Origin of the sequence: Nannocystis sp. RBIL2, assembly GCF_026626745.1 — a bacterium.
GTDB lineage: Bacteria > Myxococcota_A > Polyangia > Nannocystales > Nannocystaceae > Nannocystis.
In genome coordinates this window covers 1,172,602-1,198,634 of record NZ_JAPNJW010000002.1, presented here as the reverse complement: position 1 = coordinate 1,198,634, position 26,033 = coordinate 1,172,602, and the positions used below count along the sequence as shown (strand labels likewise).

23 protein-coding genes are annotated in these 26,033 nt (G+C 71.5%); 9 read left to right on the top strand and 14 right to left on the bottom strand.

Translation table 11 applies throughout. From position 1 onward, the window contains the following. Positions 1 to 20: 20 nt before the first annotated feature. On the bottom strand, positions 21 to 3,209 hold the full coding sequence (locus OV090_RS29915) for a serine/threonine-protein kinase (protein WP_267708051.1): 3,189 nt from the start codon (positions 3,207 to 3,209) through the stop codon (positions 21 to 23). A gap of 88 nt (positions 3,210 to 3,297) precedes the next feature. On the opposite strand from OV090_RS29915, the gene OV090_RS29910 reads away from it, so the two are divergent. Next, positions 3,298 to 4,323: an NAD-dependent epimerase/dehydratase family protein gene (locus OV090_RS29910; RefSeq protein WP_267708050.1), complete on the top strand. Its 1,026-nt coding sequence runs from the start codon at positions 3,298 to 3,300 to the stop codon at positions 4,321 to 4,323. A gap of 125 nt (positions 4,324 to 4,448) precedes the next feature. Here OV090_RS29910 and OV090_RS29905 read toward each other — a convergent pair whose 3' ends face one another. Beyond that, a complete protein-coding gene (locus OV090_RS29905; protein ID WP_267708048.1) occupies positions 4,449 to 4,736 on the bottom strand; it encodes a hypothetical protein in 288 nt (95 codons plus the stop codon). A 132-nt stretch (positions 4,737 to 4,868) separates the two neighbouring features. After that, positions 4,869 to 5,654, bottom strand: coding sequence for a crotonase/enoyl-CoA hydratase family protein (locus OV090_RS29900; RefSeq protein ID WP_267708046.1), 786 nt, complete (start codon positions 5,652 to 5,654; stop codon positions 4,869 to 4,871). A gap of 133 nt (positions 5,655 to 5,787) precedes the next feature. Here OV090_RS29900 and OV090_RS29895 point away from each other — a divergent pair, with 133 nt between their 5' ends. Beyond that, complete coding sequence (locus OV090_RS29895) at positions 5,788 to 6,549, top strand: class I SAM-dependent methyltransferase (RefSeq protein ID WP_267708045.1); 762 nt, start codon at positions 5,788 to 5,790, stop codon at positions 6,547 to 6,549. Positions 6,550 to 6,626: 77 nt separating this feature from the next. Here the strand turns inward: OV090_RS29895 and OV090_RS29890 are convergent, their stop codons facing one another. Then, a complete protein-coding gene (locus tag OV090_RS29890) occupies positions 6,627 to 8,270 on the bottom strand; it encodes a CehA/McbA family metallohydrolase (protein WP_267708044.1) in 1,644 nt (547 codons plus the stop codon). A gap of 80 nt (positions 8,271 to 8,350) precedes the next feature. On the opposite strand from OV090_RS29890, the gene OV090_RS29885 reads away from it, so the two are divergent. Next, positions 8,351 to 9,457, top strand: a complete 1,107-nt coding sequence (locus OV090_RS29885) for a hypothetical protein (protein ID WP_267708043.1) — start codon at positions 8,351 to 8,353, stop codon at positions 9,455 to 9,457. An 85-nt stretch (positions 9,458 to 9,542) separates the two neighbouring features. Here OV090_RS29885 and OV090_RS29880 read toward each other — a convergent pair whose 3' ends face one another. Beyond that, positions 9,543 to 10,409 (bottom strand): inositol monophosphatase family protein, encoded by an 867-nt coding sequence (locus OV090_RS29880; protein ID WP_267708042.1) that lies wholly within the window; start codon positions 10,407 to 10,409, stop codon positions 9,543 to 9,545. 272 nt (positions 10,410 to 10,681) lie between these two features. Here OV090_RS29880 and OV090_RS29875 point away from each other — a divergent pair, with 272 nt between their 5' ends. Then, positions 10,682 to 11,293, top strand: coding sequence for a TetR/AcrR family transcriptional regulator (locus OV090_RS29875; protein ID WP_267708041.1), 612 nt, complete (start codon positions 10,682 to 10,684; stop codon positions 11,291 to 11,293). Between the two features lie 5 nt (positions 11,294 to 11,298). Here the strand turns inward: OV090_RS29875 and OV090_RS29870 are convergent, their stop codons facing one another. Next, complete coding sequence (locus tag OV090_RS29870; protein WP_267708040.1) at positions 11,299 to 12,150, bottom strand: hypothetical protein; 852 nt, start codon at positions 12,148 to 12,150, stop codon at positions 11,299 to 11,301. Between the two features lie 709 nt (positions 12,151 to 12,859). Between OV090_RS29870 and OV090_RS29865 the strand changes: the two genes are divergently transcribed. The 3 genes from OV090_RS29865 to istB are packed head-to-tail and all read left to right on the top strand — an operon-like array spanning position 12,860 to position 15,191. Further along, positions 12,860 to 13,429, top strand: a complete 570-nt coding sequence (locus OV090_RS29865) for a hypothetical protein (RefSeq protein ID WP_267702518.1) — start codon at positions 12,860 to 12,862, stop codon at positions 13,427 to 13,429. After that, entirely contained in the window at positions 13,336 to 14,406 is a 1,071-nt protein-coding gene (locus tag OV090_RS29860; RefSeq protein WP_267702519.1) for an integrase core domain-containing protein, read from the top strand. Before OV090_RS29865 ends, OV090_RS29860 begins: the two co-directional genes overlap by 94 nt. Continuing rightward, positions 14,403 to 15,191: an IS21-like element helper ATPase IstB gene (istB, locus tag OV090_RS29855; RefSeq protein WP_267702520.1), complete on the top strand. Its 789-nt coding sequence runs from the start codon at positions 14,403 to 14,405 to the stop codon at positions 15,189 to 15,191. The genes OV090_RS29860 and istB overlap by 4 nt, the downstream gene beginning before the upstream one ends. A gap of 643 nt (positions 15,192 to 15,834) precedes the next feature. Here istB and OV090_RS29850 read toward each other — a convergent pair. The 7 genes from OV090_RS29850 to OV090_RS29820 all read right to left on the bottom strand — a co-directional run bounded on the left by OV090_RS29850 (position 15,835) and on the right by OV090_RS29820 (position 22,791). Then, positions 15,835 to 16,320, bottom strand: a complete 486-nt coding sequence (locus OV090_RS29850) for a hypothetical protein (RefSeq protein ID WP_267708039.1) — start codon at positions 16,318 to 16,320, stop codon at positions 15,835 to 15,837. Continuing rightward, positions 16,317 to 16,922 carry a hypothetical protein gene (locus OV090_RS29845; protein ID WP_267708038.1) on the bottom strand — a complete coding sequence of 202 codons (606 nt, stop codon included), beginning with the start codon at positions 16,920 to 16,922 and terminating at the stop codon, positions 16,317 to 16,319. Before OV090_RS29845 ends, OV090_RS29850 begins: the two co-directional genes overlap by 4 nt. Next, positions 16,919 to 17,407 carry a transcription elongation factor GreA gene (greA, locus tag OV090_RS29840; protein WP_267708037.1) on the bottom strand — a complete coding sequence of 163 codons (489 nt, stop codon included), beginning with the start codon at positions 17,405 to 17,407 and terminating at the stop codon, positions 16,919 to 16,921. The genes OV090_RS29845 and greA overlap by 4 nt, the downstream gene beginning before the upstream one ends. Then, a complete protein-coding gene (gene carB, locus OV090_RS29835; protein ID WP_267708036.1) occupies positions 17,404 to 20,658 on the bottom strand; it encodes a carbamoyl-phosphate synthase large subunit in 3,255 nt (1,084 codons plus the stop codon). The genes greA and carB overlap by 4 nt, the downstream gene beginning before the upstream one ends. 7 nt (positions 20,659 to 20,665) lie before the next feature. Further along, positions 20,666 to 21,394 (bottom strand): HEAT repeat domain-containing protein, encoded by a 729-nt coding sequence (locus tag OV090_RS29830; protein WP_267708035.1) that lies wholly within the window; start codon positions 21,392 to 21,394, stop codon positions 20,666 to 20,668. 245 nt (positions 21,395 to 21,639) lie between these two features. Further along, a complete protein-coding gene (locus OV090_RS29825; protein WP_267708034.1) occupies positions 21,640 to 22,020 on the bottom strand; it encodes a hypothetical protein in 381 nt (126 codons plus the stop codon). 21 nt (positions 22,021 to 22,041) lie between these two features. Continuing rightward, positions 22,042 to 22,791 carry a hypothetical protein gene (locus OV090_RS29820; protein WP_267708033.1) on the bottom strand — a complete coding sequence of 250 codons (750 nt, stop codon included), beginning with the start codon at positions 22,789 to 22,791 and terminating at the stop codon, positions 22,042 to 22,044. Positions 22,792 to 22,937: 146 nt separating this feature from the next. Here OV090_RS29820 and OV090_RS29815 point away from each other — a divergent pair, with 146 nt between their 5' ends. Beyond that, positions 22,938 to 23,462: a hypothetical protein gene (locus OV090_RS29815; protein ID WP_267708032.1), complete on the top strand. Its 525-nt coding sequence runs from the start codon at positions 22,938 to 22,940 to the stop codon at positions 23,460 to 23,462. 311 nt (positions 23,463 to 23,773) lie between these two features. Here OV090_RS29815 and OV090_RS29810 read toward each other — a convergent pair whose 3' ends face one another. After that, positions 23,774 to 25,039 (bottom strand): hypothetical protein, encoded by a 1,266-nt coding sequence (locus OV090_RS29810; protein ID WP_267708031.1) that lies wholly within the window; start codon positions 25,037 to 25,039, stop codon positions 23,774 to 23,776. Positions 25,040 to 25,207: 168 nt separating this feature from the next. Here OV090_RS29810 and OV090_RS29805 point away from each other — a divergent pair, with 168 nt between their 5' ends. Further along, positions 25,208 to 25,996, top strand: a complete 789-nt coding sequence (locus OV090_RS29805; RefSeq protein ID WP_267708030.1) for a tetratricopeptide repeat protein — start codon at positions 25,208 to 25,210, stop codon at positions 25,994 to 25,996. Positions 25,997 to 26,033: the final 37 nt, after the last annotated feature.

The following is a 26,033-nucleotide window of genomic DNA, read 5'->3' as shown; positions in this document are numbered from 1 at the left end:
GCGGAAAGGACATGCGAAGATCAGGCCGGGTGACGCTCGAGCCAGGCGTCGACCTCGGCCCGGTAGTGCTTCGCCCCTGCCTTCCGGAATAGGGTCTGCGCCGAAACAGCGAGGGCACGTGCCTGTGCGCGATCTCCGCGAGAGTCCCAGAGGACCTGTGCGAGCTGGAATTCGGCCTGGGCGCGCTGGATGGGGGCGTTGCGCGGATCGAGCAAGGAAATGCTGCGCTCGAGGTCGCGGCGCGCGTCGTCGAGGCGACCTTGCGACTGCCGCACCTTGGCGCGAGGGGTCAGGACCTCGGACATCCACAGCGAGTCGCCGCCGTAGTTGCGCTCGATCGCCGCGACTGCGGCGTCGGCCTCGCGCTCGGCCGCCGACAGATCGCCGAGGCCCGCGAGCGCGACCCCCCGGATCGCCCGGCTGACGGCGGTATAGAGGTTGTCTTCGCCGAGCACCGAGACGGACAGGGGCAAGGCCTTGTCGGTGTGGTCGCGGGCGGCGGCGTAGTTGTCGCGGGCGAGCTCGATCTGCGCCAGGGCGAGGTGGGCCAGCACGATGCCCTGGGGGTCGGGGCTCTGCGCGGCGCTCCAGATGGCGAGCGCGCGGGTGGCGTGCTGCTCGGCCAGACCGAGCTCGCCGCGCACCTGCTGGACCGAAGCGAGGCGCTCGAGCATGGCGGCCACGCGGGTGCTCAGCGGGCCGAAGTTGTGCTCCCAGATCGCCCGCGCCTCCTCGTAGGCGTCGAGGGCCTCGCCGAAGTCGCCGCGCTGGGCGGCGATGTCGGCCAGCGCCGACAGCGGGTACGCGAGCCGCTCGTGGCGCGGCGGCAGGGCGGCGCGGAGGATCGTCAGGGCGGCGCGCTGGTGCTTCTCGGCGGTGTCGAAGTCGCCGCGCAGGGTGGCGACGTTGCCGAGGTCGGCCAGCGAGAAGGCGTTGTTCGGGTGACCCTCGCCGTAGATGTCGCGGCGCAGGGCCAGCAGGTCCTCGAAGATGATCTGCGCCGGCTCGAGCTGACCGAGGCTGAGGTGGACGTTGGCGAGGTTCTGGCGGGTGGTGACGGAGGGGACCGAGCGCTCGGGCAGGTCGGCGAGCGAGCGGCGGTAGTGGTCGATGGCGGTGCCGTACTCGCGGCGGGCCTCGGCGATCTGGCCGCGGCGGAACTCGAGGTCACCGCCGAGGCGGGGCGGGCGACCGAGGCGCTCGTGCAGGGCCTCGGCGTGGCGCAGCCACGGCTGGGCGTCGTCGGGGTGGCCGAGGGTCTGCGCCAGGCGGCCGGCGAAGCCGCTGGCTGTCTCGAAGGCCAGGCGATCGTGACCGGCGGCGAGCGCCTCCCAGTAGGCCTCGCCGTAGACGCGGACGCAGTCGTCGTACTTGCTGGCGACGAACAGCTGGTCGGCGAGCTGCGCCAGCACCTCGGCGCGCAGCGGTCGATAGCCGAGGTCGCGCGAGCGCTGCTCGGCGGCCTCGAGCAGGTTGAGACCGGCGCCCGGGTGGCCCGTCGCAGCCTCGGCGCTGGCGAGCGAGAGCTGGTCGCGCAGGCCCTGCACCGCTTCGACGAGCGCGGGCGCGGGCGGGGCGACGTCGGCGCGCAGGGCGTCGAGGTCGGCGCAGCGGGCCGGGGGCGGCAAGGCCTCGACGGCGTCGTGGGCGTGCGCGACTGCGTCGGCGTCGGCCCCGGCGAGCACGCCGAGCAGGGCGTCGAGCTCGTGGCGGCGATCCTCGAGGCAGTGCATGCGCCTGTCCAAAAGGTCATGTGATTGTTCGCCGCGGATGTTGGCCGCCGCGCACGCGTCGGTGTGGCCGGCGATCCACGCCTCGGCCCAGGCGTCGACGCGCGCGCCGGCGCGCGCGGCCGCGTCGGGGGCGTAGGGCAGGCCGGTGGCCGCGAAGGCGGCGTCGAGGGCGGCGCGGCGCTCGGGGTTCCACGTCGGCGCGAGCGCCTCGGCGGCCCCGGTGCACAGCGCGGGCGCTTCACCGGCGAGAGCGAAGGCGACGGCGCCGCCGACGAGCAGCGCGCCGCCGCCGGCGAGGGCCCAGCGCCTGCGATCGCGCCGCAGCGTCCGCTCGAGCGCGTCGAGCAGCGCCTGCATCGACGGCCACCTGTCCCCGGGTTCAGCCGAGAGGCCGCGGAGGATGGCGCGGTGGATCGCCGGCGGGACCTTGGCGGGGCGCCGCGGCGGATCGACGCGGCCGCGGGCCTTGGCCGCCTCGAGCGCGAACAGGTTGTCGCCGCTGAACGGGCGGTTGCCGTACAGGCCCTCGTAGAGCGCGACGCAGAAGCTGAACTGATCGGCGCGCTCGTCGATCGCGGCGCCGCCCCGCTGCTCCGGGGCCATGTAGGCCGGCGTGCCGACGAGGGTGCCGACGCGGGTGAGCGGGCCGGACACCAGCGACGAGGACAGCGGATCGATCGGGGCGCCGGGGTCGGGCGCAGCAGCGGGGCTCGTCGGCTCGACCTCGCCGGCGGGCCGCGCCAGGCCGAAGTCGAACACGCAGATCCGACCTGTCTCTCCGACCAGGACGTTGCCGGGCTTGAAGTCGCGGTGGATGATGCCGACGGCGTGGGCGGCGACCAGGCCGCGGCCGGCGGCGAGGAACACGTCGAGGACCTCGCGCACGCCGCGGACGCGGTCGTCGAGCCACTGGGCGAGGGTGATGCCGGGGACGTACTCCATCACCAGGAACACGCCGGCGGCCTGCGGTATCCTGTCCTTCGGGACAGGTTCCGTGCGGTGTGGGCCGATCCGCATGGTGGTGAGGGCGTCGGCGTCGTAGCTGCCGACGTCGTGGACCGCGACGACGTTGCCGTGCGACAGCCGGGCCAGCGCCTGGGCCTCGCGCAGCAGGCGGGCGTGCGCGGCCTGGGCCGGGCCGTCGCCGGGGGCCACGCGCAGCAGCTTGATCGCTACCTTGCGATCGAGGCTGGGGTCGTAGGCGAGGTAGACGACACCCATGCCGCCGGCGCCGAGGCGACGCATGAGGACGTAGCGGGTGAGCTGAAGCGCGCGCTCGCGCTGCGACAGCGAGGAGCGGTCGAGGGCCAGCGGCGGGATCGGCGGGCTCGCGGGGGGCCGCGGGCGGGGCGACAGATCTCCGGCCAGAGTCTCGTCGGTGGCGAAATCCGGCCGCGGAGGAGGGTCGCCGACAAGCGTGAGATCGGGGTCCGGCCCGGAGGACCGCGGGGTGGGATCACCGCCGGCGCGCGACATCTGCGGGTCCAGGTTATCCCGACGGTGCTGCGCTGTCGTGTCGGGCTTGAGGCGCAATGCCGCGCGCCTGTATCATCCCGCCGATCGCATGACCGTCCTCGTCACCGGCGCCGCGGGTCACATCGGCGCGAATCTAGTCCGTACGTTGCTGTCTCGCGGCGAGCGCGTCCGCGTGCTCGTCCGCAATTCCCAGCGCGCGCTCGCGGGGCTCGACGTCGAACGCGTCACCGGCGACGTGCGCGATCCGGACGCGGCGCGCCGCGCGACCGCGGGAGTCGACGTCGTGTATCACCTCGCGGCCCAGATCTCGATCTCGGGCGACCCGCGGGGGCTGGTGCGCGCGGTCAACGTCGACGGCGTGCGCTCGATCGCCGAGGCGGCGCTGGCCGCGGGCGTGCGCCGGCTGGTCCACTGCAGCTCGGTCCACGCGTTCGACCTCTACCGCGAGGGCACGAGCGGCGTGGAGGTCGACGAGCGCTGGCCGCGGGTGCCCGACGAGCCGAGCCACTTCGCCTACGACCGCTCGAAGGCGGCCGGCGAGCGGGCGCTCCGCGAGGTGATGGGTCGCGGCCTCGACGCTGTGATCGTGCATCCCTCGGGCGTGATCGGGCCGTACGACTTCGGACCGTCGCGCATGGGCCGGATGTTCCTGCAGCTGTACCGGCGGTCGCTGCCGAGCCTGATCGACGGGGCGTTCGACTTCGTCGACGTGCGCGACGTGGTGGCCGGGATGCTGGCCGCGCAGGCCCGCGGCGAGAACGGCGAGAACTACCTGCTGACGGGGCACACGGTGCACGTGCGCGACATCGGAGCTATCGCCGAGGCGATCACCGGCGTGAAGCCGCCGCGGCTGGTGGCGCCGATCTGGTTCGCGCGCGTCGGGGTGCCGCTGTTCGGGGTCGCCGGCGCGGTGATGCGGCAGGAGCCGCTCTACACCCACGAGTCGCTGTCGGTGCTGGCCACGCGCGCGCGCTTCGACCACGGCAAGGCCGAGCGCGCGCTCGGCTACACGGTCCGGCCGTTCGCGGACAGCGTGCGCGACATCTACGAGTGGTTCGACGCCGCGGGGATGCTCGGCAAGAAGCGCCTGGCGAGCAGCGAGACGCGGATCTAAGCCGCTGTCCCGCGGGACATGGCCTGCGGGACAGATAGCAATACCCCGAGAGCGCGGATGGCTCTCGGGGCATGGCAAAAAGGTCAGGTTCGATGGGGCATGTCGCAGAGGACATGCCCGAAAGGTCACCAGGACGGCTTCTCTTCCTCGGGGCCCGGGTCGGGCTTGGCGGCGCCGGAGGGCTTGTCGGCGGCGTCGGGCGCGGGCGGGGTCGCCGGCGGGGCAGCCTCGGGCGCGGCGGGCGGAGCGGCGACCGGCGCCGGCGTCGGCTGGGGTTGAGCGGGCGGCGGGGCCGCGGTCTTGGTGTCGGCCTTGGTCTCGACTTTCTTGGCGTCCTTGCTGCCGCAGGCCGGGGTGGTGGCAGTGGCGAGCAGCATGGTGGCCGCGAGGAACTTCTCCAGGTCGATCTTCATCGCTGTCTCCTTCGTGGCGCGGTCGCCGCGCCGTGCCGCGCGAGTATAACCCCGTCCTCGCGGGTCGCCACGAACCGGCGCGGCGGCGGACGGGCGTCCTGCGCGGACTCACCGCGGGGCCTGGCCCAAAGGTCAGGCGCCGGTGAACTTCGCCGCCCGGCGCTCGACGAACGACTGCATGCCCTCACGCGCGTCGTCCGAGCCCATGATCGCGCGGACCTCGGCCATCATGCCGGCGAGGGCGGCCTCGGGGCCGCGCTCCACGGTGGTGCGGGCGGTGGCGAGGGTGGCCCGCACGCCGAGCGGGGCCTGGGCGGCGATCGTGGCCGCGATCTCGGCGGCCCGCTCGACCTGCTTGCCGGGCTCGACCACTTCCTGCGCGAGGCCGATCCGCAGCGCCTCGGCGGCGTCGAACATGTCGCCGGTGAGGAGCCAGCGCATCGCGTTGCCCCACCCGGCGACCTGCGGCAGCCGCAAGGTCGCCCCGCCGAACGGGAAGATCCCGCGCCGGATCTCGATCTGGCCGAAGCGCGCGTCGCTGGCGGCGATCCGGATGTCGGCGGCCAGCATCAACTCGATGCCGAGGGTCAGGCAGAAGCCCTGGACGGCCAGCACGACCGGCTTGCTGCGGACGCGGCCGTGGAGGCCGAGCGGATCGACTGCGCCCTCGGGGAACAGCGGCTCGCCGCGCGCGACGGCGGGGCCGACCTCGGCGAGGTCGAGGCCGGCGGTGAAGTGATCGCCGTGGGCGAACACGACGGCGCAGCGCAGCTGCGGATCGTCCTCGAATTCGGTGAAGGCCTCCGCCAGCTGCCGCAGCATGGCGAGGTCGAAGGCGTTGCGCTTGGCGGCGCGGTCGAGGCCGATCATCCGCACGTGGCCGTGTGTCTGGGTCGAGATCCGGCGGTCCGTGGACATGCGCGCGAGCATACACCGCGGGGCGGAGCGGCGGGAGGATGGGCATGTCCGAAGGGACATGATGGAAGAGACAGGCGATGAGACGGCCGGTCGCTGGCGGGACGACGGCGGTGAAGGGTGGTATCGTGGCGGCATGGCCGACGAGCCGACACCAGACGAGATGATGGCCGCGCTCATCGAGCTGCACCGCGGGCTCGAGCGCATGGGGCCGGGAGACCCGCAGTTCAGCCGGGAGATCCTGGCGGGCTTGCCGGCGCTGCCGGAGGCGCCGCGGATCGCCGACCTCGGCTGCGGCGCGGGGGCCGGGGCGCTGCTCCTGGCGGAGACGTTCGGGGTGCCGGTGATCGCGGTCGATGGCCTGCGGGCGTTCCTCGACCAGCTCGAGGCGCGGGCGCACGAGCGCGGGCTCGCGTCGCTCGTGCGCGCGGTGGAGGCCGACTTCGCAGCGCTCGACTGGCCGGCGGGATCGATCGACTTGCTGTGGTCGGAGGGGGCTGCGTACCACCTGACGTTCGCGGGCGCGGTGCAGCGCTGGCGACCGCTGGTGGCGCAGGGCGGGGTCGCGGTGATCTCGGAGGCGAGCTGGTGGACCGAGACGCCGGCCGCGGCGGCGCGCGAGTACTGGGCGGCCGGTTATCCGACGATGGGGACCGAGGCGACGAACGCCGCGCGGGCGCGTGAGGCAGGGTTCGCGGTGCTGAGCGTGCATCGGCTGCCGGCGCGAGCGTGGTGGGACAACTACTACGGGCCGCGCCTGCGCCGGGTGGACGAGGTCCGTGAGACGGCGGACGCTGCGATGCGAGCGGCCATCCGCGAGACGGAGGCGGAGGTGGCGATGTTCCGCGCGCACGCCGAGGACTACGGGTACTCGTTCTACGTGCTGCGGGCGGTGTGACGGGCGGGTGCTAAGTGTGATTGAAAGGACATGCCCTGAAGGACATGTCTTGAGATGCTCGTTTGGTCTGTGGAGCGTCAGCGGCGGCGGCGGCGGAGCGCGAGCAGGCTGGCCGCGAGGACAGGTGAGAGCGGGCCGTCGTTGCGGCAGCCGCAGCCGGTCTCGGGCGGGCTCGCGCCGGCCGAGTCGCTGGCGGTGCCGGGCTCGGAGCTGCCGGTGTTCGTGGTGGGCTCGGGGCCGGTGGTCGGGTCGCCGGTGGTCTCGGGGCCGGTGGTTGGGGCTTCGGCCGGCGGCGCGGCGATCCACAGGTGGTTGGTGACGGTGCGCGGCTTGCCGTCGACGAGGACCTCGGCGCGGACGCGCGTGTAGCCGGCGGCGGGCGGCTCGACGAGGAATTCGTGGGTGAAAGGGTCGCCGGCGACGGGCACCGCCTCCAGGGGCTTGCGGTCGCGGACCAGACGGACGCTCGCGCCCGCAGGGGCGCCGGCGACCCGCACGCTGACGACGGCCTGGCTCGCTTCGAGGCTGTCCCCGGGGACGTGTGTCCCGGAGGACAGCTCGAGCATCGGATCGGCCGGGCCCTGCAGCTTGACGACGGTGCGGCCGGCGCGGAGTCCGGCGAGGATCGCGTCGACGCCGAGGGAGTCGGCGTACACGAGGGTGGTGGGGTCGCCGATCGGGCTGTCGAAGCCGCCGAGGTCGAGGCCGGCCTTGTGATCGTCGCTGCCGCCGATCGGGGCCGGGCGATGGCCCTGGTCGCACAGGTCGTCCCAGAAGCGCATGGCGTCGTCGGTGAAGAACATGCCGGCCTTGTCGAGGCCGCCGGTCGCGATCTCGACGGCGCCGAGGCGGGCAGGGTCGAGGTCGAGCTGCCAGGCGCAGCCGATGCACAGATCGCCGAGCGCGAGGGCGGGGTGATTGGCGCTGAGCACGGCGCCCTGCAGGTCGTAGGCGTCGGCCGCGGCGGTGATGCTGACGCCGGGCTGGCCGAGCTTGTGGTCGACCCAGGCGGTCGCGCCGATGGCGTTCATGTGGCCGGCGTAGGTGGTGAACTCGCAGCCGGGGACGAACAGGAGGTCAGGGTGACGGGCCTGGGCGTCGGCGAAGAAGTCGAGGTGCGAGGTGGTGTTGTGGTCGGTGACGACCACGAAGTCGAGGCCGCGGCCGCGCGCGAACTCGGCGATGGCGTCGAGGGTCGGCGAGGCGTCGCCGCTCTCGCGCGAGTGGACGTGGAAGTCGCCGGCGTACCAGCGCGGGCCGCCGCCGAGCGTGACCGGCTGATAGGGCGCGCGCTCGGGCTGGGCCGGCAAGGTCGGGGCGTCGCGCAGGGTGATGGTGATCAGGTACTCGCCGGGCGGCGCGGCGAGCTTGGCCTTGCCGACGACGACGCTCCACGTGCCGGCGGCGATCGGGCCGGGGACGTAGGAGCGCGAGGCGGCGGCCTCGCCGACGACTGCGTTCTCGTCGTTGCCGCCGCCCCAGCCGCGGAACACACCCTGCGGGTCGACGAGGCCCCAGTCGAGGATGTTGTCGTCCGAGAGGTCGTCGTGGGCGATCTCGATCTCGCGCGTGCCGGCCGGGACGTCGAAGGCGACGAAGAAGTGGTCGAGGCTGTCCATCGGGACCTGTCCCTTGAGCTCCTGGACGGTCTCGGCGGCGCGGGCGGAGGCCGCAGGCACGAGCAGCGCGAGCGAGGCAAGGGCCTGCCGGAGGCGGGTCATGGAGGCACGATAGCGCACCGCCGAGCGGTGCGGTGCGGTCCGTCGCAAGCGACCCGGGCGCTCGGGTACACTCGCGCCGGATGGCCGAGCGCGACCCCGAAACCAACGTGGCCCTCGGTGAGGGCAAGCTGACGTTCCCCTGCGAGCAGTGCGGCTCGGCCCTCGAGTACTCGCCCGGCTCGGACCAGCTGCGCTGCAACCATTGCGGTCACACGCAGGCGATCCAGGGCGAGCGATCGATCCTCGAACATGACTTCGAGACCATGTTGCAGCGGATCGCCCGCGCGCCGGCGTCGACTCTGGGCAGCCACAGCGTCCAGTGCGAGGGCTGCGGCGCGCAGGCGATGCTGGCCGGACAGGCCGGTCGTTGCGCGTTCTGTGGCGCGCCGGTGGTGATGGACGTGAAGGAGCTCGGCGAGATCGTGCCGCCGGAGTCGCTGCTGCCGTTCGGCATCGACGGGCCGAAGGCCCGCGAGGCGTTCCAGCAGTGGGTCCGCAAGCTGTGGTTCGCGCCGAACGACCTGAAGCGGCTGGCGCAGGTCCACGGGATCGACGGGGTCTACCTGCCGTACTGGACCTACGACTCGCAGACGACGACGCGCTACAAGGGGCTGCGCGGCGATCACTACTACGTGACCGAGTCGTACACCGACGCGCAGGGCAACCGGCAGACGCGGCAGGTGCAGAAGACGCGCTGGCGCCCGGCGAGCGGGACGGTCCACGTCGGCTTCGACGACGTGCTGGTGTGCGGGTCGCAGTCGCTGCCGCGGCCGCTGATCGAGAAGCTCGAGCCGTGGGACCTCCACAACCTGCGCGGCTTCGAGGCCGGCTACCTCAGCGGCTTCATCGCCGAGCGCTACCGGATCGGGCTCGAGGACGGGTTCCAGGTCGCCGACGAGCGCATGCAGCCGGACATCCGTTCGGCCATCCGCAGCGACATCGGCGGCGACGTGCAGCAGATCCTGTCGATGCAGGTCCGCCACGCGGACGTGAAGTGCAAGCACGTGCTCCTGCCGCTGTGGATCTCGAGCTTCCGCTACAAGGAGAAGGTGTTCCGCTTCATCGTCAACGCCCGCACCGGCGAGGTCGCGGGCGAGCGGCCGTGGAGCGTGGTCAAGATCGTGCTGACGGTCCTGCTGGTGGCCGCGGTGATCGCGGCGATCGTGGTGATCGCAAAGTCGCGCTGAGGTCGGCGCCTGCGGGCATGCCCGCAAGGACAGGCTCGAGGACACATGTCCGCTAGAACATGTGCCAGGACACCTGTCCGCAAGGTCATGCGAGTGGCGAGCGGTACCAGGCGTCGACGAGCGGACGGATGGCCGCGAGGATGTCGTCGTGGTGCGCGCCGTGCGAGGCGACCAAACCATTGTCGTGGCCGAGCCGACGCGGGTCGTAGATCAGTGGATGGCCCCACAGGTCGGTGATGACGCCGCCGACGGCGCGTAGCAGGGCCCACGGCGCGCAGGTGTCCCACAGCTTGGTGCCGCTGCGCGGGTGGACGTAAAGGTCGGCCTCGCCGCGGGCGATGGTGCCCACCTTCACGCCGACTGAGCCGAGTCGGAGGTTGCGCTCCGGCGGGATGCCGAGCACCTGCATGACCTCGAGGGTCTTCGGGGAGGCGTGACTCAGGCTGCTGACGAGGCGTAGCTCGGCGAGCGAGCGACCGCTGGCACGCAGCGGGGTGGCCGCGCCGCTGTCGTCGAGGACGAACGCCTCGCGCCGATCGGGCGTGCAGATGCCCCACGAGAGGCGCGCCGCGCCGGCCTCGTAGACCACGCCGAGGACGGGTTCGCCGCCGATGCAGAGGCCGATCTGGATCGCCCAGCAGCTCTCGCCGCGGGCGTACTCGGCGGTGCCGTCGATCGGGTCGACGTACCAGCAGCGCGAGACGTCGGCGGCTGCGGCGGCGTCGTCGGCGGACTCCTCGGCGACGACCGCGTCGCCAGGGAAGGCCGCGCGAAGCGCAGCGACCAGGCGCGCGTTGATCTCGGTGTCCGCACGAGTGACCGGGCCAGCGTCGTCAGGCTTGTCCTGGGCCTGCATGACGTCGGCACCACCTGTCTGATAGGCCAGGGCGATGGCGCCGGCCTCGCGGGCGAGCGAGAGGACGAGTCGGAGCTCGGGGTCGAAAGTGGCCACGCGGGGAACTCTTTCCGGCGCCCTCGGGCGCTCTCTGAAGGGGGTGGCGAGATCTCACTGAGGACGCGGCCGGGACCGGGTCATCAGGGTTCGCCTGACATGTCGTGTAATATCGAATAACCTGGCGACAAAACAGCGGAAATCAGCCATCCCCCGAGGCTGGCATTTTTCTAGCTGAACGTCATTTTTGGGGGTTACGAACCTTGTTCCAAGTTGCGCCTCCGGCGAAATCCAAGGTTCCGTCAGGCAAAAAAACCTGCTAGTCATGAGGAATGTCACGTGTTCAGCGAGCAGGCCTACGACAGGGAATCATCCAAACCAGCCTCGAGATCGGGAGCGAGCGGGGTGAAGAAGGACTGACGATGCGCGGCATCGCGGCCCGCCTCGGAGTCAGCGCCACGGCGCTCTATCAGCACTTCGAGAGTAAATCGAAGATCCTCCGCGAGATCCGGATCTACGGGGCCGAACTGCTGCAGAGCGAGGTATTGGAGCCCGCAGCATCGACCGAGGACCCGGCCGAGCGCCTCGTCAACGCCGGCCGCAACTATGTGCAATTCGCCAAGTCGCACAAGTGGCTGTACTCGGTGATGATGGGTAACGAGCAGATCGATTGGTCGCAGCACAACACCGAGGAGGTGGACCTGCTGCTGCGCCCGCTCAAGACGTTCCAGGGCTGGCTGGAGGAGGGCGCGGAGCGCGGCTGCTGGCGCGGCGACGTCGACCTGTCGCTCGCCTCGTTCCGTATCTGGATGTCGCTCCACGGGCTCTGCACGATGCTGCTGTCGGGGCGCATCAGCGAGGCGCATCCGGCGTTCCCGCGCAAGGACGAGCAGAGCTTCGTCGACGAGTTCATCGTCTCGATGATCGCCTGTCTCAAGCCCTGAACGGGCTAAGCCGGCACGAAACACGCCCCGATGCTCTCGAACCCGGGCGCGGGGCTCGGAAACAGCGGTTCACACAGGGAGGGCGACGCGCACTGCGCGTCGCCCTCGTTCGTGGCGCAGGTCGAGGTGCAGCAGCTGCTCGAGCCGCAATTCGGCACCAGCGCCCCCGGCATGCACACGTACGTGGGGGCGCAGCCGCGGCCGTTGAACTCCGAGCAATTGGTGCCCTCGGTGCCCATGTCGATGTCGAGCAGCATCTCGCAGACGAATCGATCGGAGCCCTGGCGGCAGCCGAGGCTCGGCGGACAGATGGCCACGAGAGGGTCACAGCTGTCCGCGCAGTAGGTCGTGCCGCTGAACGGACTGGTGACGCACAGGCCCGGGTCGCAGTCGATGTCGTTGCGGCAGATCGGGAAACACAGGCCGGAGGTCGGATCGTCCTGCGTCGGCGAGAGACACACGGTGCCGGCGCCGCACCCGTCCTGTCCGCTCTCGGGCGCAGGCACGCACGGCTCGAGCGGCAGGATCGCGCTGTCGTCGGGTACGCACTTGAAGTGGTTCTGCAGGCCGCCCTCGCTGACCGCGGTGCACTTCTGTCCTTCGGGACATGCGGGAGTTCCGGACGGTTCACAGTCGTAGACCGGGACGAGGTCCGGCGGCGGCTCGGGCGCTCCCGTGGTCGGCTGCGTGTCGCCCCCGCCGTCGGTGTCCGTGTCGCCCTCGTCGCCGCCCTGGTTGCTGGCGGTGTCGTCGTCGTCGTAGGGGACGCGCTGACATGCCCCGAGGGACAGGAACGCGAGGACAGAGACGAGCCGGGCGGCAGTGACGCCGGGGCCGCGGAGCTGCGCGTCGAACATGCGCTCACAGTAGCAGGTGCCCGCGCGCGCGGCCCGATGCGTGCCGGCGCGAGGGCATGGGGTCCGATCGCGGACCGATGTCGCGGTCGGTTCGCGGACTGATGTCCGGATGACGTCGCTGCAAGGAGTGCGGGTCGGGTGGTGCGTGGCTGGCCGCGCGGCGGACTGATGTCCGCGAGGTGTATTGCGATCGCAGCGCATGGGTTCGCCGGACTTGTGTCCGATGCGAGCGCGACGCACGAGCTCGTCGGACTTTTGTCCGAAGCGAGCGCGGCGCTCGGAGCCCATCGCGGCGCTCGTCATGCATCGGGGTCGGCTCGCGCGCCGGCTTCGGGCGCGGCGCGACAGGTCGTACACGAGGCCCGCAAATCGGGTGATACGTGACGCTGGCGCGAGGAGTAGGAGGCGAGGCGTTCACGCGATCGATCGAGCCTCGAACGAGAGCCCGAGGCGCTCGAGGCGGGCCGAGCGGGCGAGCATCGATCGAGAACTCGGTGCGTGTCAGTTCTCAGCAGCAATCCCCCCTTCGGGGGCGAATTTCTCACCACCTTTCCCCCCTCTGGGGACCGAGTTTCTCAGCATCTTTCCCCCCTGCCGGGGGCTGAGTTTCTCACCACCTTTCCCCCCTGCGTGACCGAGCGGGTACCCCGCTCCCGAGTCCGGCGAGGAAGCCGGGCGCGAGGAGCCCATGGCGTACCGAGAGGTCACGATGATCGAGATCAAGGAAGTTCTAAGGCTGAGGCTTCTCGGCGTCGCCAAGAAGCGGATCGCCGCGCAGTTGCGTCTCGATCCGAAGACCGTGCGGCGCTACCTCGAGGTCGGTGAGGCGCACGGCGTCGTCGCCGGCGGTGGCCGCGAGCAGCTGACGGATGCGCGGCTGGACGCCGTGATCGCCGAGCTGAAGAAGCCGGTGCCGCACGAGCATGGCGAGGCGTGGCGGGCATGCGAGCGCGAGCGGACCTTCATCGAGGGGCATCTCCAGCACGACGTGCGGCTGACCAAGATCCGCAAGCTACTGCAGCGGCAGGGAGTCGTCGTGCCGTACGCGACGCTGCACCGCTTTGCCACGCAGCAACTCGGCTTCGGCAAGAAGGCGGCGACGGTGCCGCTCGTCGATGGCAAGCCCGGCGACGAGCTGCAGAGCGATCCCGGCAGTGTCGGGATGTACGAGCCGACGGCAGCGGCGTGCGGCGCAAGATCAAGGTCCTCGTCTTCTCGCCGAACGTGTCGCGCTACCGCTTCGTCTATCCGATCGAGCGCGAGACCGTCGAGGAGGTGATCGCAGCGTGCGAGGCCGCCTGGGCGTTCTACGGCGGCGTCTTCCGGACGCTGATCCCCGACAACCTCAAGGCGATCGTCCAGCGCGCCGACCCGATCGAGCCGCGGCTGTGCGAGGCCTTCCTCGAGTACGCGCAGGCACGCGGCTTCGTGATCGACGTCGCGCGGGTGCGCAGGCCGCAGGACAAGGCGCGAGTCGAGCGAGCGGTCCGCGACGTCCGTGACGACTGCTTCGGCGGTGAACGGATCCGCGACCTCGCGGCCGCACGGGAGCGTGCCGAGCGATGGTGCCGGGACGAATACGGCGCGCACCGCCACAGCACCACCGGTCGGATGCCGCGCGAGCACTTTCTCAATGTCGAGGCGCCGGTGCTGCTGCCGGCGCCGGAGCAGCCCTACGACGTGCCGCGGTGGTGCACGCCGAAGGTCGCGCGCGATCACTTCGTCCAGGTCGAGCGCGCACTGTACTCGATGCCCACGCGGCTGATCGGTCGCACGCTGCAGGCTCGAGTCGATCGCAGCAGCGTCCGCTTCTACGATCGGAGCACGCTGATCCGGATCTGTCGGCGGCTGCCGCCCGGCGGCCGCAGCATCAACCCTGAGGACTTCCCGAAGGAGAAACGAGCCTACGCGATGCGTGATATCGAATTCTTGCAGAAGCAGGCCGACGAGCTCGGCCCCAACATCGGCGCGTACGTACGGCGACTGCTGTCCGGCCCGCTGCCTTGGACCAGCATGCGCACCGTCCACGGCGTGCGTGGCCTCGCCGAGCGCCACGGCGTCGCCGTCGTCGATCGCTGCTGCGGCATCGCACTCGCGGCCGACATGCTGAGTCTGAAGCGCCTTCGCGCCATGGTCGAGCGCGACGTGAAGCCCCAACCCATCCCCCTCGACCGGCCGACACCGCCGGCGAGATTCCTCCGACCCGCGCAGATCTACGCGCTCTCGGCCAACACCAAGCATGGAGAACCGTCATGACCGATACCATCTCACATGACCTTAAGGCCATCCTCAAGCGACTCAAACTCAGCCCCCTGCTATCGACGCTGCCCGAGCGGCTCGCCCTCGCACGCCAGCAGAAGGTCCCTCACCAGGACTTCCTGCTGACGCTGCTCACCGACGAGGTCAGCCGCCGGGACAGCATCTCCGCCCAGCTCCGCGGCCAGAAAGCGCGTCTCGATCCCGAGCACCAGCTCGAGGGATGGGACAGCACCACTCGGGTCCACTTCGATCAAGAGCTGTGGGCCGAGCTCTGCTCGCTGCGTTTCGTCGAGGCTCGCGCTCACGTCGCGCTCGTCGGCCCCGTCGGTGTCGGCAAGACTTTCCTCGCGCACGCCCTGGGCAACGCCGCCTGCCGCCGTCAATACAGTGTCCTCGCCTACCGCTGTGATCGATTGCTCAAGAACCTCCGCCACGCTCGACTCGACGGCTCCTACGACGCCGAGCTGCGCAAGATCCTCGCCGTCGACGTGCTGATCCTCGACGACTTCGGCCTCGACGCGATGGACGCGACCGAGAGCCGCGACGCCTACGAAATCTTCACCGAGCGTCACCGCCACGGCTCGATCATCGTCACCTCGAACCGTGGCCCTGACGAATGGCTCGCAGTCTTCGCCGACCCCGTCCGCGCCCAGGCAGCGATCGATCGCTTCACCAGCAACGCCTACGACCTCGTCATCGAAGGCGAGTCGTACCGAAGCCGCCAGAAACCCTCGCTCACCCGTCCGCCGAAAACTGGATCCCGCTCGCGCACGCGAGCATGATCCCCCTCGTCACGCAGGATGGACCAAGGCGGAAAGGTCGTGAGAAGGCCGGGGTCCCATGCTGGTGAAAACCGACAGTGCGCTCGAGCGAGCGTCGTCGATGACGATGCGCGGTGTTCGAGTGAGTCGCTATGAGGACGATGCGCTCGTGGGTGTGCGGACGAGACGATGCGCTCGCGCTCGCGTGAGCGGCGATGAAAGGCGAGTGCTCGAGCTCGAGTGGAGAGCTCTCGAGCTTGAGTGAGTGGCGATGAGAGCTCGCGCTCGCGCCCGAGTGGCGATGAGCGCTCGCGCTCGCGCGCTCAGCGTGCGTCGACGAGGAAGGTGTGCTCGCGCCGGAGTGAGTGGCGATGAAGGCGTTGTGCTCGCGCGGTCGAGCGAGCGCCGAAGCGGACGATGCGCCCGCGCGTCCAACGAGCGTCGACGAGGGCCTGCGCTCGCGCGGTCGAGCGAGCGTCGACGAGGTTGATGCGCCCGCGCGTCCAGCGAGTGTCGGAGAGGGCTTGCGCTCGCGCGTCGAGCGGGCGTCGATGAGGGCGTTGCCTCGCGCGGTCGAGCGAGCGTCGGCGAGCGTTCGCGCGTCGGCCAGACGAGCGCTCCGAGCGACGGCGCGTGGCCCAGGCTCTGGGCTTGCGAGCGGTCGCTACAGGGCGGCGGTTCGCAGGTCGGCGATGGCGGTCGTGCAGGCGTGGACGAGGGCGCGGGCGTGGTCGAGGCCCTGCTGCGCCGCCTGGTTGGGGCCGCGGTGGAGCTGGACGAGGACCTCGGTGCCGGCGGAACCGGCGGTGATGGCGACGGGGATCGCCATGAGCGCGCGCGCGGCCTCGGCGGCCCGGGCTTCGAGCGGGACCTGGTTCTCGGGGCCGCTGTCGCCGAGCAGGCGCAGGTGGTCGACATAGCTGCGGCCCCAGCGTGACTCGGCCGCGGCGAGGGCGTCCGGGGTGCCCTGGGCGCGCGCCCAGGCGACCAGGACGGCGTTGAGGGCCATCCCGGCGGCCCGGCGGGCGTGGGTGAGGGCGGTGCGGCGGACGGCGACGTGGTCGGCGCCAGCCTCGAGCTCGCTCAGGGCGGACCGCATCCAGGCGTCCGCGTCGAGGCGCCACAGCCAGTGGGCCTCGGCCTCCGTCATCCCGACGAGCTCCCGGAGCTGGTCGAGCTGGTCGAGTCGGTGGTCGAGCCCGTGGTCGTCGTCGTCGAGTCGGTCGAGGTGCTCGTGGTGGACGAGTCCGTGGTGCTCGAGGTCGTGGTCGTGTCGGTCGTCGACGTGGTGGTCGTGTCCGTGGTCGACGAGGTGGTCGTGGTGTCGGTGGCGGTGCCGTCGGTCGCCGTGCTGTCGGTGGCGGTGCCGTCGGTGGTCGTGCCGGTCATCGACGAGGCGGTGGCCGAGCCGTCGGTCGGGCCGCTCGCGCTCTCGCTGAGGCTGTTGCTGCCCGGGCCGGCGATGTCGCGCTTGGACGGGAGGTCGTCGCGGATCGGCATGTCGGGCAGGCCGGGGCCGGCGGAGTCGGTGTCGACGCTCTCGGAGACGACGCACTGGCCGATGACGCCCGGCTTGAAGCAGGCGTCGCCCGACAGGATCTTCTCGCCCTCGGCGTAACACTCGAGGCCGATGCCGCAGTCGCTCGCGCAGCGGCACGGGTCGCCGGCCTTGGGCCGACAGCCCGCGAGCGCGAACAGCATGGCCAGGGCGACGCCGGAGGCGAAGGTCTGGCGCGGACGGGGCAGCGTCACGAGATGGCCTTGTATTCGACGCGGACGACCTCGTACTCGCGGTCGCCCTTGGGCAGCTTGACCAGGACCTCGTCGCCGACGCGCTTGCCGAGCATCGCCCGGGCGATCGGGGCGCCGAGCGAGATCTTGCCGTGGGTGGCGTCGGACTCGTCCTCGCCGACGATCTGGTAGACGACCTTCTGGTCGTTCTCGAGGTCGAGCATCGTCACCGTGGCGCCGAAGGTGACCTTGTTCTCCTTGACGGTCTCGGGGTCGATGACCTGGGCCATGCCGATCCGCGACTCGAGGTAGCGCATGCGGCCGTCGAGCTGGGCCTGGCGCTCCTTGGCGGCGTGGTACTCGGCGTTCTCGCGCAGGTCGCCGTGGCCGAGCGCGGTCTCGATGTCTCGGACGTTCTCGGGCCGATCGACTTCCTTGATCTGCTTGAGCTCAGCGCGCAGCTTGGCGTACCCGGCGGGGGTCATCGGGATCTTCTGCTCGGTCATGGCGTGTCCTGCGTCGCGGACTGGGGCGCGGTCTCTCGATGATAGTCTTGCAGGGTGCGGGCGACGAGCGTTTTTTCGCCGCTGCGCACCGCCTGGATCGCGCGCGCCGCGGCCATCGCCGCGGAGATCGTCGTAAAGTGCGGGATCTTCTGCATCAGCGAGGTGCGGCGGATGCTGAAGCTGTCGCGGATGGACTGCAAGCCGACGGTCGTGTTGATGACCATGGCGATGGTGCCGTTGACCAGCGCGTCGACGATGTGCGGGCGGCCTTCCTTGACCTTGTTGATGAGCTCGCAATCGAGGCCGGCGGCCCGGATGGCGACGGCGGTGCCGCGGGTGGCGACGATGCCGAAGCCGAGGTCGATCAGGTGGCGGACGACCGGCATGACGAGGTCCTTGTCGTCGTCGCGGACGCTGACGAAGACCCGGCCCGACTGCGGGAGGACCACGCCGGCCGCCAGCAGGCCCTTGTAAAACGCGGCTCCGAAGTCGGCCGCGACGCCCATGACCTCGCCGGTGCTGCGCATCTCCGGGCCGAGGATGGTGTCGACGCCCGGGAACTTGTGGAAGGGGAACACCGAGACCTTGACGCTGACCTGGGCCGGCATGCGCTCCTGCAGGCCCATCGGCGCCAGCGGCTCACCGGCGGCCACGCGCGCCGCGATCTTGGCGAACGGGACGCCGGTGGCCTTGGCGACGAACGGGACGGTGCGGCTGGCGCGGGGGTTGACCTCGAGCACGTACACGTCGTCGCCCTGGCGGGCGAACTGGACGTTCATCAGGCCGACCACGCCGAGCTCGCGCGCGAGCGCGACGGTGGTGCGCCGGATCTCCGCCAGCACCCCCGGCGGAGCCAGCACCGGCGGCAGCGAGCAGCCGGAGTCGCCGGAGTGGACCCCGGCCTCCTCGATGTGCTCCATCACCCCGGCGATGACGACGTCCTTGCCGTCGGCGACGGCGTCGACGTCGAACTCGGCGGCGTTGTGAAGGAACTCGTCGACCAGCACCGGGTGGTCGGGCGAGGCCAGCACCGCGGTGCGCATGTACTCGTCGAGCTCGGCGCGGTCGTAGACGACGCGCATGGCCCGGCCGCCGAGGACGTAGCTCGGGCGCACGAGCACGGGGAAGCCGATCCGCTCGGCGATCCCGCGCGCCTCGTCGGGCGAGCGGGCGACGCCCCAGCGCGGGCAGCGGACGCCGAGGCGCTGCAGCAGCTCGCCGAAGCGGCCGCGGTCCTCGGCGAGGTCGATCGCCTCGGCCGAGGTGCCGAGCAGCTTGTAGCCGGCCCGCTCGATCTCGGCGGCGAGGCGCAGCGGGGTCTGGCCGCCGAACTGCACCAGCACGCCGACGATCTCGCCGCGGGCTGACTCATGGGCCAGGACCTCGAGGACATGTTCCGCGGTCAATGGCTCGAAGTACAGGCGGTCGCTGGTGTCGTAGTCGGTCGAGACGGTCTCGGGGTTGCAGTTGACCATGATCGTCTCGTAGCCGGCCTCGCGCAGGGCGAAGCTGGCGTGGACGCAGCAGTAGTCGAACTCGATGCCCTGGCCGATCCGGTTGGGCCCGCCGCCGAGGATGACGACCTTCTTGCGCGCGGTGACCTCGGCCTCGTCCTCCTCCTCGTAGGTCGAGTAGAGGTACGGGGTGCCGGCGGCGAACTCGGCGGCGCAGGTGTCGATGCGCTTGTAGACCGGGCGCAGGCCGGCGGCCTCGCGCTCGGCCCGGAGCTCGCCCTCGGGGACGCCGCGGACCTGGGCCAGGCGGCGGTCGGACAGGCCGGAGCGCTTGGCCCGGGCCAGCAGGGCGGCGCCGAGCGGGCCGGGCGGGGCGCTCTGGACCTCGGCCTCGACGCCGAGGACGGCCTGGATCTGGGCGAGGAACCACGGGTCGATGCGGGTCAGCTCGTGCACGCGATCGAGGGAGACGCCGGCGCGCAGGGCGTTGCCGACGTGCCACAGGCGCTGCGGGTGCGGCCGCCCGAGCGGGGCCTCGGCGGCGGCCGGGCCGTCGCCGTCGAGCGGCAGGTCGAAGCCGTGGGTGCCGGTCTCGAGGCCGCACATGGCCTTGCCGAGCGACTCGCGGAAGGTGCGGCCGATCGCCATGACCTCGCCGACCGACTTCATCTGGATCGTCAGGGTCTCGTCGGTGCCGGCGAACTTCTCGAAGGCGAAGCGCGGGATCTTGGTGACGACGTAGTCGATGCTCGGCTCGAAGCTGGCCGGGGTGGCGCGGGTGATGTCGTTCTGCAGCTCGTCGAGCGTGTAGCCGACGGCCAGCTTGGCGGCGAACTTGGCGATCGGGAAGCCGGTGGCCTTCGACGCCAGCGCCGACGAGCGCGACACGCGAGGGTTCATCTCGATGACGATCTGACGCCCGGTCCTGGGGTCGACGGCGAACTGGATGTTGCAGCCGCCGGTCGACACGCCGATCTCGGTGACCACCGCGCGCGCCGCGTCGCGCATGCGCTGGTACTCCTTGTCGGTCAGCGTCTGCGCCGGGGCGATGGTGATGCTGTCGCCGGTGTGGACGCCCATCGGGTCGAGGTTCTCGATCGAGCAGATGACGACGAAGTTGTCCTTCGCGTCGCGCATGACCTCGAGCTCGTACTCCTTCCAGCCGAGCACCGACTCCTCGATCAGGATCTCGCCGCGCATGCTCTCGGCCAGGGCGTGCTGGACGTGGGCCTCGAACTCGTCGCGGTTGTAGGAGATGGCCGCCCCGCTGCCGCCGAGGGTGAAGCTGGCGCGGATGATGGTGGGGAAGCCGATCTGCTCGAGCGCCGCCCATGCCTCGGCCACCGAGTGGCAGTAGAAGCTGCGCGGGACGTCGAGGCCGATCTTCTTCATCGACGCCTTGAACTTGTCGCGGTCCTCGGCGCGCTCGATGGCGTCGAGGTCGGCGCCGATCAGCTCGACGCCGTACTTGGCCAGGATCCCGCGCTTGCCGGCCTCGATGGCGAGGTTCAGCGCGGTCTGCCCGCCGACCGTCGGCAGCACCGCCTGCGGCCGCTCGGCCTTGAGCACGCGCTCGAGGAACTCCGGCGTCAGCGGCTCGACGTAGGTCCGATCGGCGAGATCGGGGTCGGTCATGATCGTCGCCGGGTTCGAGTTGATGAGGACGACCTCGTAGCCCTCTTCACGCAGGGCCTTGGTGGCCTGGGTGCCCGAATAGTCGAACTCGCAGGCCTGACCGATGACGATCGGGCCCGAGCCGAGGACGACGATCCGACGCAAGTCGTTGCGGCGCGGCATGGCTTTATCAGCGCTCCTTGATGTGGGTGCCGTCGAAGGTGTGGTCGTTGCCGATGGCCTTGTTGATGACGTCGCGGTGGGCGCTGACGTCCCAGCCGAGGCGCGCGAGGCCGGTGAGGATCCGGGTGCGCAGGCGCAGCGAGTCCTCGGCCGGGTCGCCGAGGCGAGCGATCAGCGGGCCGAGCGAGCGCGGCTCGCCGATGTCGAGCAGCGCCTCGACCGCGAAGAAGCGCACGCCCTCGTCCGGGTCTTCGAGGTAGCCGGCGAGGATGTCGGGCACGCGCGCGTCGTCGATCTCCTGCAGGTGCGTGAGCAGCTGCAGCTTGGCGCTCGGGTCGCGCTCGTAGCCCGGCGGGTGGTGGGCCAGCAGCGCGTCCAGGATGTCCCACTCCTGCTGCTTGCTCGCCAGCTCCTCGACCACGCGCAAGACCCAGGCGATGTTGTCGCTCTGGAGGCAGAACTCCTTGGCCGCCGGCAGCACGGTGTCGAGCGGGAGGCCGAGCAGGCGCTTGTACAGCCAGCCCTTCTCCTCCTCGTCCTCGATCGACTTGCTGGCGTTCATCGTGAACCGCTTCATCAGGCCGACGATCGCCGGGATCTCGGCCATCTCCAGCAGCTGCTCCATCGCGTAGTAGCGGTCGGCCGACTGCGCGTACTGGTTCTGGACGGTCTTGATGTGCTTGTCGAGCTTGCTCTTGCTGCGACCCGCGCTGCTGAAGAGGTCCTTGAGTCCCACGATCGTCCCCGTGTCGCTGCGGGCCCGCGAGCCCGCGGTTAGCGGCCCGGTGGGCCGCGTAGCAAGAGCCCCGCGAGGGGGCTCCATGAGATCGGGCCAGAGGCGCCCGGGTGCAAGTGGCCCTGTGGGCCGTGAAGCAAAGTTCATGGCCCAGGGGGCCGGGAGGCTGGTGCGTGCGCCGTGAGGGCGAGGCGCCGTGAGGCAGGCCCGGCGCGTGCGGTGGGGCGGAGGCGCCGCCCGTGGCTTCAGGAGGTGGTGTCGCCGGTGTCGTCGCCGCCGGTGGAAGTTGCGCCGGTCGTGGTGGTCACGCCCGTGGCGTCGGTCGCGCTGGCCGTGCCGTCGCTGTCGGTGCTGGTCCCGGTGGTCGTCTGCGCGGGCGGGGGCGGCGGATCGCCGGAGTTCGCGCCGGTGGCGCCGAGCTTGCACGCACCCACGGAGTCGTCGTCGGGCGTGTCCTCGCGGTGGCAGCAGCCGTCGATCCGGCACTCGTAGCCGGCCGGACACTCGGCCGCGTCGTCGGGCTCGCAGGAGAACTGCACCGGATCGCTGGGCGCGTTGAAGCAGGCCGACAGCGCGGCGGACCCGAACAGCAGGCCGCACAACATGGCTTTCGCGACATGGCGCATGGGTCCTGTTCCTTCGGCCATCTAGAAGCGCACCTGGAGCCCGCCGAGGCCGGCCTGCACGCGGGTGGGCCGGCGCTTGACGCGGTCGGCGATGAACAGGCCGATGGCGGCGGCGAGCACGACGCCGCCGGCGGCGAGGAAGCTGCGGGCGAGCACTGCGTCGCGGCGGCCGCGGGCGAGGATGTCGTCGTACTCGCCCTTGACGTCGGCGTACTGCAGGGAGGCGCCGGTCTCCGGATCGAGCTGGGCGATGAGCCGCGCGGCCTTGTCCTCCTCGGTCTCGGCCAGGCCGGCGAACACGCCGCCGGTCGAGGCGAGGGCGAAGCCGCCGAACACACACCACCAGCCGGCCCGCTGCAGCGGCGGCAGACGCTCGGGCACGCCGTCGGCCGGCTTGTCGCGCAGGGCGGTGCCCTCGAGCTCGGCCTTGGCCCGCTTGGCCTCGGGGTCGGTGGTGGCCACGGTGCTGCCGAGACCTGCGCTTTGGGACACGTTGTTCGGCGGAGCCACCAGCTCGGCCTGCCCGGCCGGGGGCGGGGCGGTGACCGGCTGGGTCTGCGGGACAGGCTCCTTGCCGTCGGGGGCGGGGGGATCTTGCTTGCTCGCGTCCTGCGCAGGCGCGGGCTTGGACTCGGGCGTAGGCGCAGGCGCGGGGGCCGTGGCGGGGGCGCTCGGGCCCTGCGCGTGGACGGGCAGCGAGGCGCCGGCGACGGCGATGCCGACGACGAGGCCGAAGGCCCGCGCGGACATCGTGGTGAATCGTGCGCCCATCGCCGGGCGGGATTGTAGTCAGGTCGTCGGCGCGACGCTCGTGCGTTTCCGGCGCCCCTGCGCGGCCAGAACGTGTGACTTTTGCCACCGCTGCGGAAGCAGCGAACCGCGTCGGATCGGGCCGAGAGGTATCCACCATCCCTCGTATGGCTCGCCTCCTTCGCGCCGCGCTCCTGCTCGCGCTCGCCGGCGGCTGCAAGCCGAACGGCGCGCTGGCCACGGACGTGGTCGACGTGACGCCGCCCTCCGGCGAGGTCTATCCGGAGGGGGTCAGCGACTTCACCGGCGAGTGGGTCGGCGAGAGCGCGGGCATCTTCGGCACGCTGACGATCCAGCGGCTGGCGAGCGATCGCTACTACGGCCGCTTCACCAGCGAGGACGGGCTCATCCGCTACGTCGCCAACCTGCGCCAGATCCGGGCCACGCCGCCCGAAGGCGGGGCGATGCAGCCGAGCAACCTGGTGACGTTTCACTGGCAGGACGGCCGTGGCGGTCGCGGCGGCGGCTACGTGCTGATTAACCGCGAGAGCTCCGCGCTGACCGGCGAGATCCGCTACGGCGGGCTCGGTCCGCTGGACTTCGTCCGCACCGACGCGCCCGACATGGAGGCGCCGGCCGACGCAGAGACGGCCGAGGCGTTCGCCGACGAGCTCGACGAGCAGGCCGGCTGAGCGCAGCGATTAGCAGGTTGGCCGCGTGAGGCGTGCGGGCACGACGGCCGTGGTGTTCCGTGGGGGCGTGACGCGGCGACGCGACCGAGGAGGCGCGCGAGGCGACGCGCGCGCCGGAGCGATGCAGGGGGCGATGGCATGCGCTTGAGAACATGCTCTCTTGGGCATGTTCGATAAGACATGCTTGATGAGGCATGGTTCATCGGACATGCCTGAATGGACATGCCATCCGGTGCGCGGAGCAGGCTGCGCCGGGTGAAAAAAGAGGCCGTGCCGAGGCGTGGTCCAGAGGACATGCCCGAACGGACAGATCAGCCGGTGCGCGGCGTGGGGCGCGGGAGCAGGCGGCGTTGGGTGAAGCAGAGGCCCCAGCCGTGCGGCTCCTCGTGCGGGCGCGCGGGGCCGCTGACGAGGCGGGGGCCCTCGGCGCGGGCGGGCGGGCGTTCGCCGCGGGCGTGGACGCGCACGAGGGCGATGTCGAGGTGGCCGCGGCCGTCCATGTCGAGCGGGAGCTCGGCGACGGTCTCGGCCTCGAGGGCGAGCGGGCCGCCGGGGGCCTCGACGGCGAGGCCGGTGCGAGCGGGCGCGCGGCCGGGGCGGCGCTCCTGCGTGACCCCGAGGTCGCGGATAGGGACGACGCCGCCGGGCCGCTGGACGAAGCCGCCGGACAGGCTCACCCACGGGAAGCGGGCGGTGTGCACCCACGTCCGCAGCGGGCCGAGAGTGGCGAAGCACTGCATGGCGGCGTCGCTGGCGCCCCAGTCACGCACGCCCCAATTGTGGACGCGCAGGGCAGCGCCGCCGAAAGCCCGCAGGTCGCTACCGAGGGTGATCGTGCCGTGAAGATCGCCGGCCTGGACGTAGCCGCGGAGCGGGTGGCGGCGCACTGCGCGGAGCAAGCGGGTGTCCCACGCGGCAGCGCCGAGCTGACGCGCGAGCAGGTCGGGGTCGTCGTCGGTGCCGGGGACGAACGGCAAGAGGCCGGCGAGGAAGGTGAGGTCGATGCGGGCCTCGATCGACTCGGCGGGGGCGTCGCCGGCGGGGCGCACCGGCCGGCCGCGCGGGTCGTGGACGTGCAAGGTGCCGCGGTAGCGCAGGGTCCAGGTGCGCAGCGGCTCGACGCAGTCGAAGCCGAGGCCGCCCACGGACCAGCCGCGCTCGCCGTCGCCGCGCAGCAGGGCCTGGCCGCCGGGGAGGCAGTAGATCGCTGTGGGCGTGAAGAGGGTGAGCCAGACGCGGTGCGCGTCGCGGTCCGGCAACCACTCGAGGCGCGCGAGCACGGCGAGCTCGGGCTGCACGCCGACGAACACGAACTCCTCGGCGAAGTGCGGCCGGCCGTCCCAGGCGTGGCGGGCCTCGTCCTGCGGGCGCGGCCACTCGGCGGCGGGTCGTCGGAGCACGGCCCAGCGCGCGATCGCGGCCTTGACCCCGCGGCGCAACAACCCCGAGAGGCCGGGATCGGCGATGTCGGCGCCAAGCTCCAAGCCGGGGTCGTCGGGCGGCTCGGCGAGCTCGACGTGCGGGTGCAGCGGCCGGGGCCCGCGCGGGTCTTCGGAGTGGGAGTCGCGTCCGGACATCGGCCTCGGAAGGCGGCCAGCGTATCATCCGCGCGCCAAAACGGCCACCGGCGCGAGGGGTCCGCGAGCGAGCGATCGAAGGACGCGCGCGGCCCGGGCCGGCAGGCGAGCGGCCGCCCTTGTGCCGGCGGGCCGCCGCGTGATACCGAAGTCGCTGGAGGTCCCTCTGTGCCCCGTTTTGCCGCCTGCGCCCTGACCGTCGTCCTGACTGCCGCCTCGGCCCTCGCACCGGCGTGCAACTCCACGCCCGCGGTCGATCCGGCCGAGCAGGCGGCCCAGATGAAGAAGGACCTCGCCAACGCGGCCGCGCGCGTCAACGACGAGAAGTGGCAAGAGGCCGAGAACATGCTGAAGCGCGTGCTCGAGGTCGAGCCCAGCAATCCGGAGGCGCAGGCGCTGCTGGCGAAGGTGCGGCTGTACGGCGACAAGGACCCGGCCAAGGCGATCGAGCTGATCGACAAGGCGATCGCCGCCAAGGGCGACGTGGCCGACTACCACGCGACCCGCGCCGCGGCGCTCGAGAAGAGCGAAAAAGACGCCGACGCGGCCGCGTCGTGGGGCAAGGCGGCGCAGCTCGACCCCGACAACGGCAACTACGGGCTCCACCAGGGCCAGGCGCTGCGCCGCGCGAAGCAGTTCGAGCAGGCCGAGGCGGTGTTCCGCGAGGTCATCAAGAACGACGAGGCGGTCAAGTTCGTGTACAGCGAGCTCGGCGACGTGCTACGCGAGCAGGGCAAGCTCGACGAGGCGCTCACGACCTACGCCAAGGCGATGATCAAGTACCAGGGCGACAAGACGGCCCACGCCGGCGCGGCCCAGGTCTACGAGGCGAAGGGCGAGACGCAGAAGGCGATCGACGAGTGGTCGACCTACATCCGCATGGACTGCTGCTCGGACTTCAGCAACAACGTGGCGAAGAAGCGGATCGCCGAGCTGCAGCAGGGCCGCGCGGGCTGAGGCTGTCCGAAAGGGCAGGCGCGGCGTAGCGCCGCGC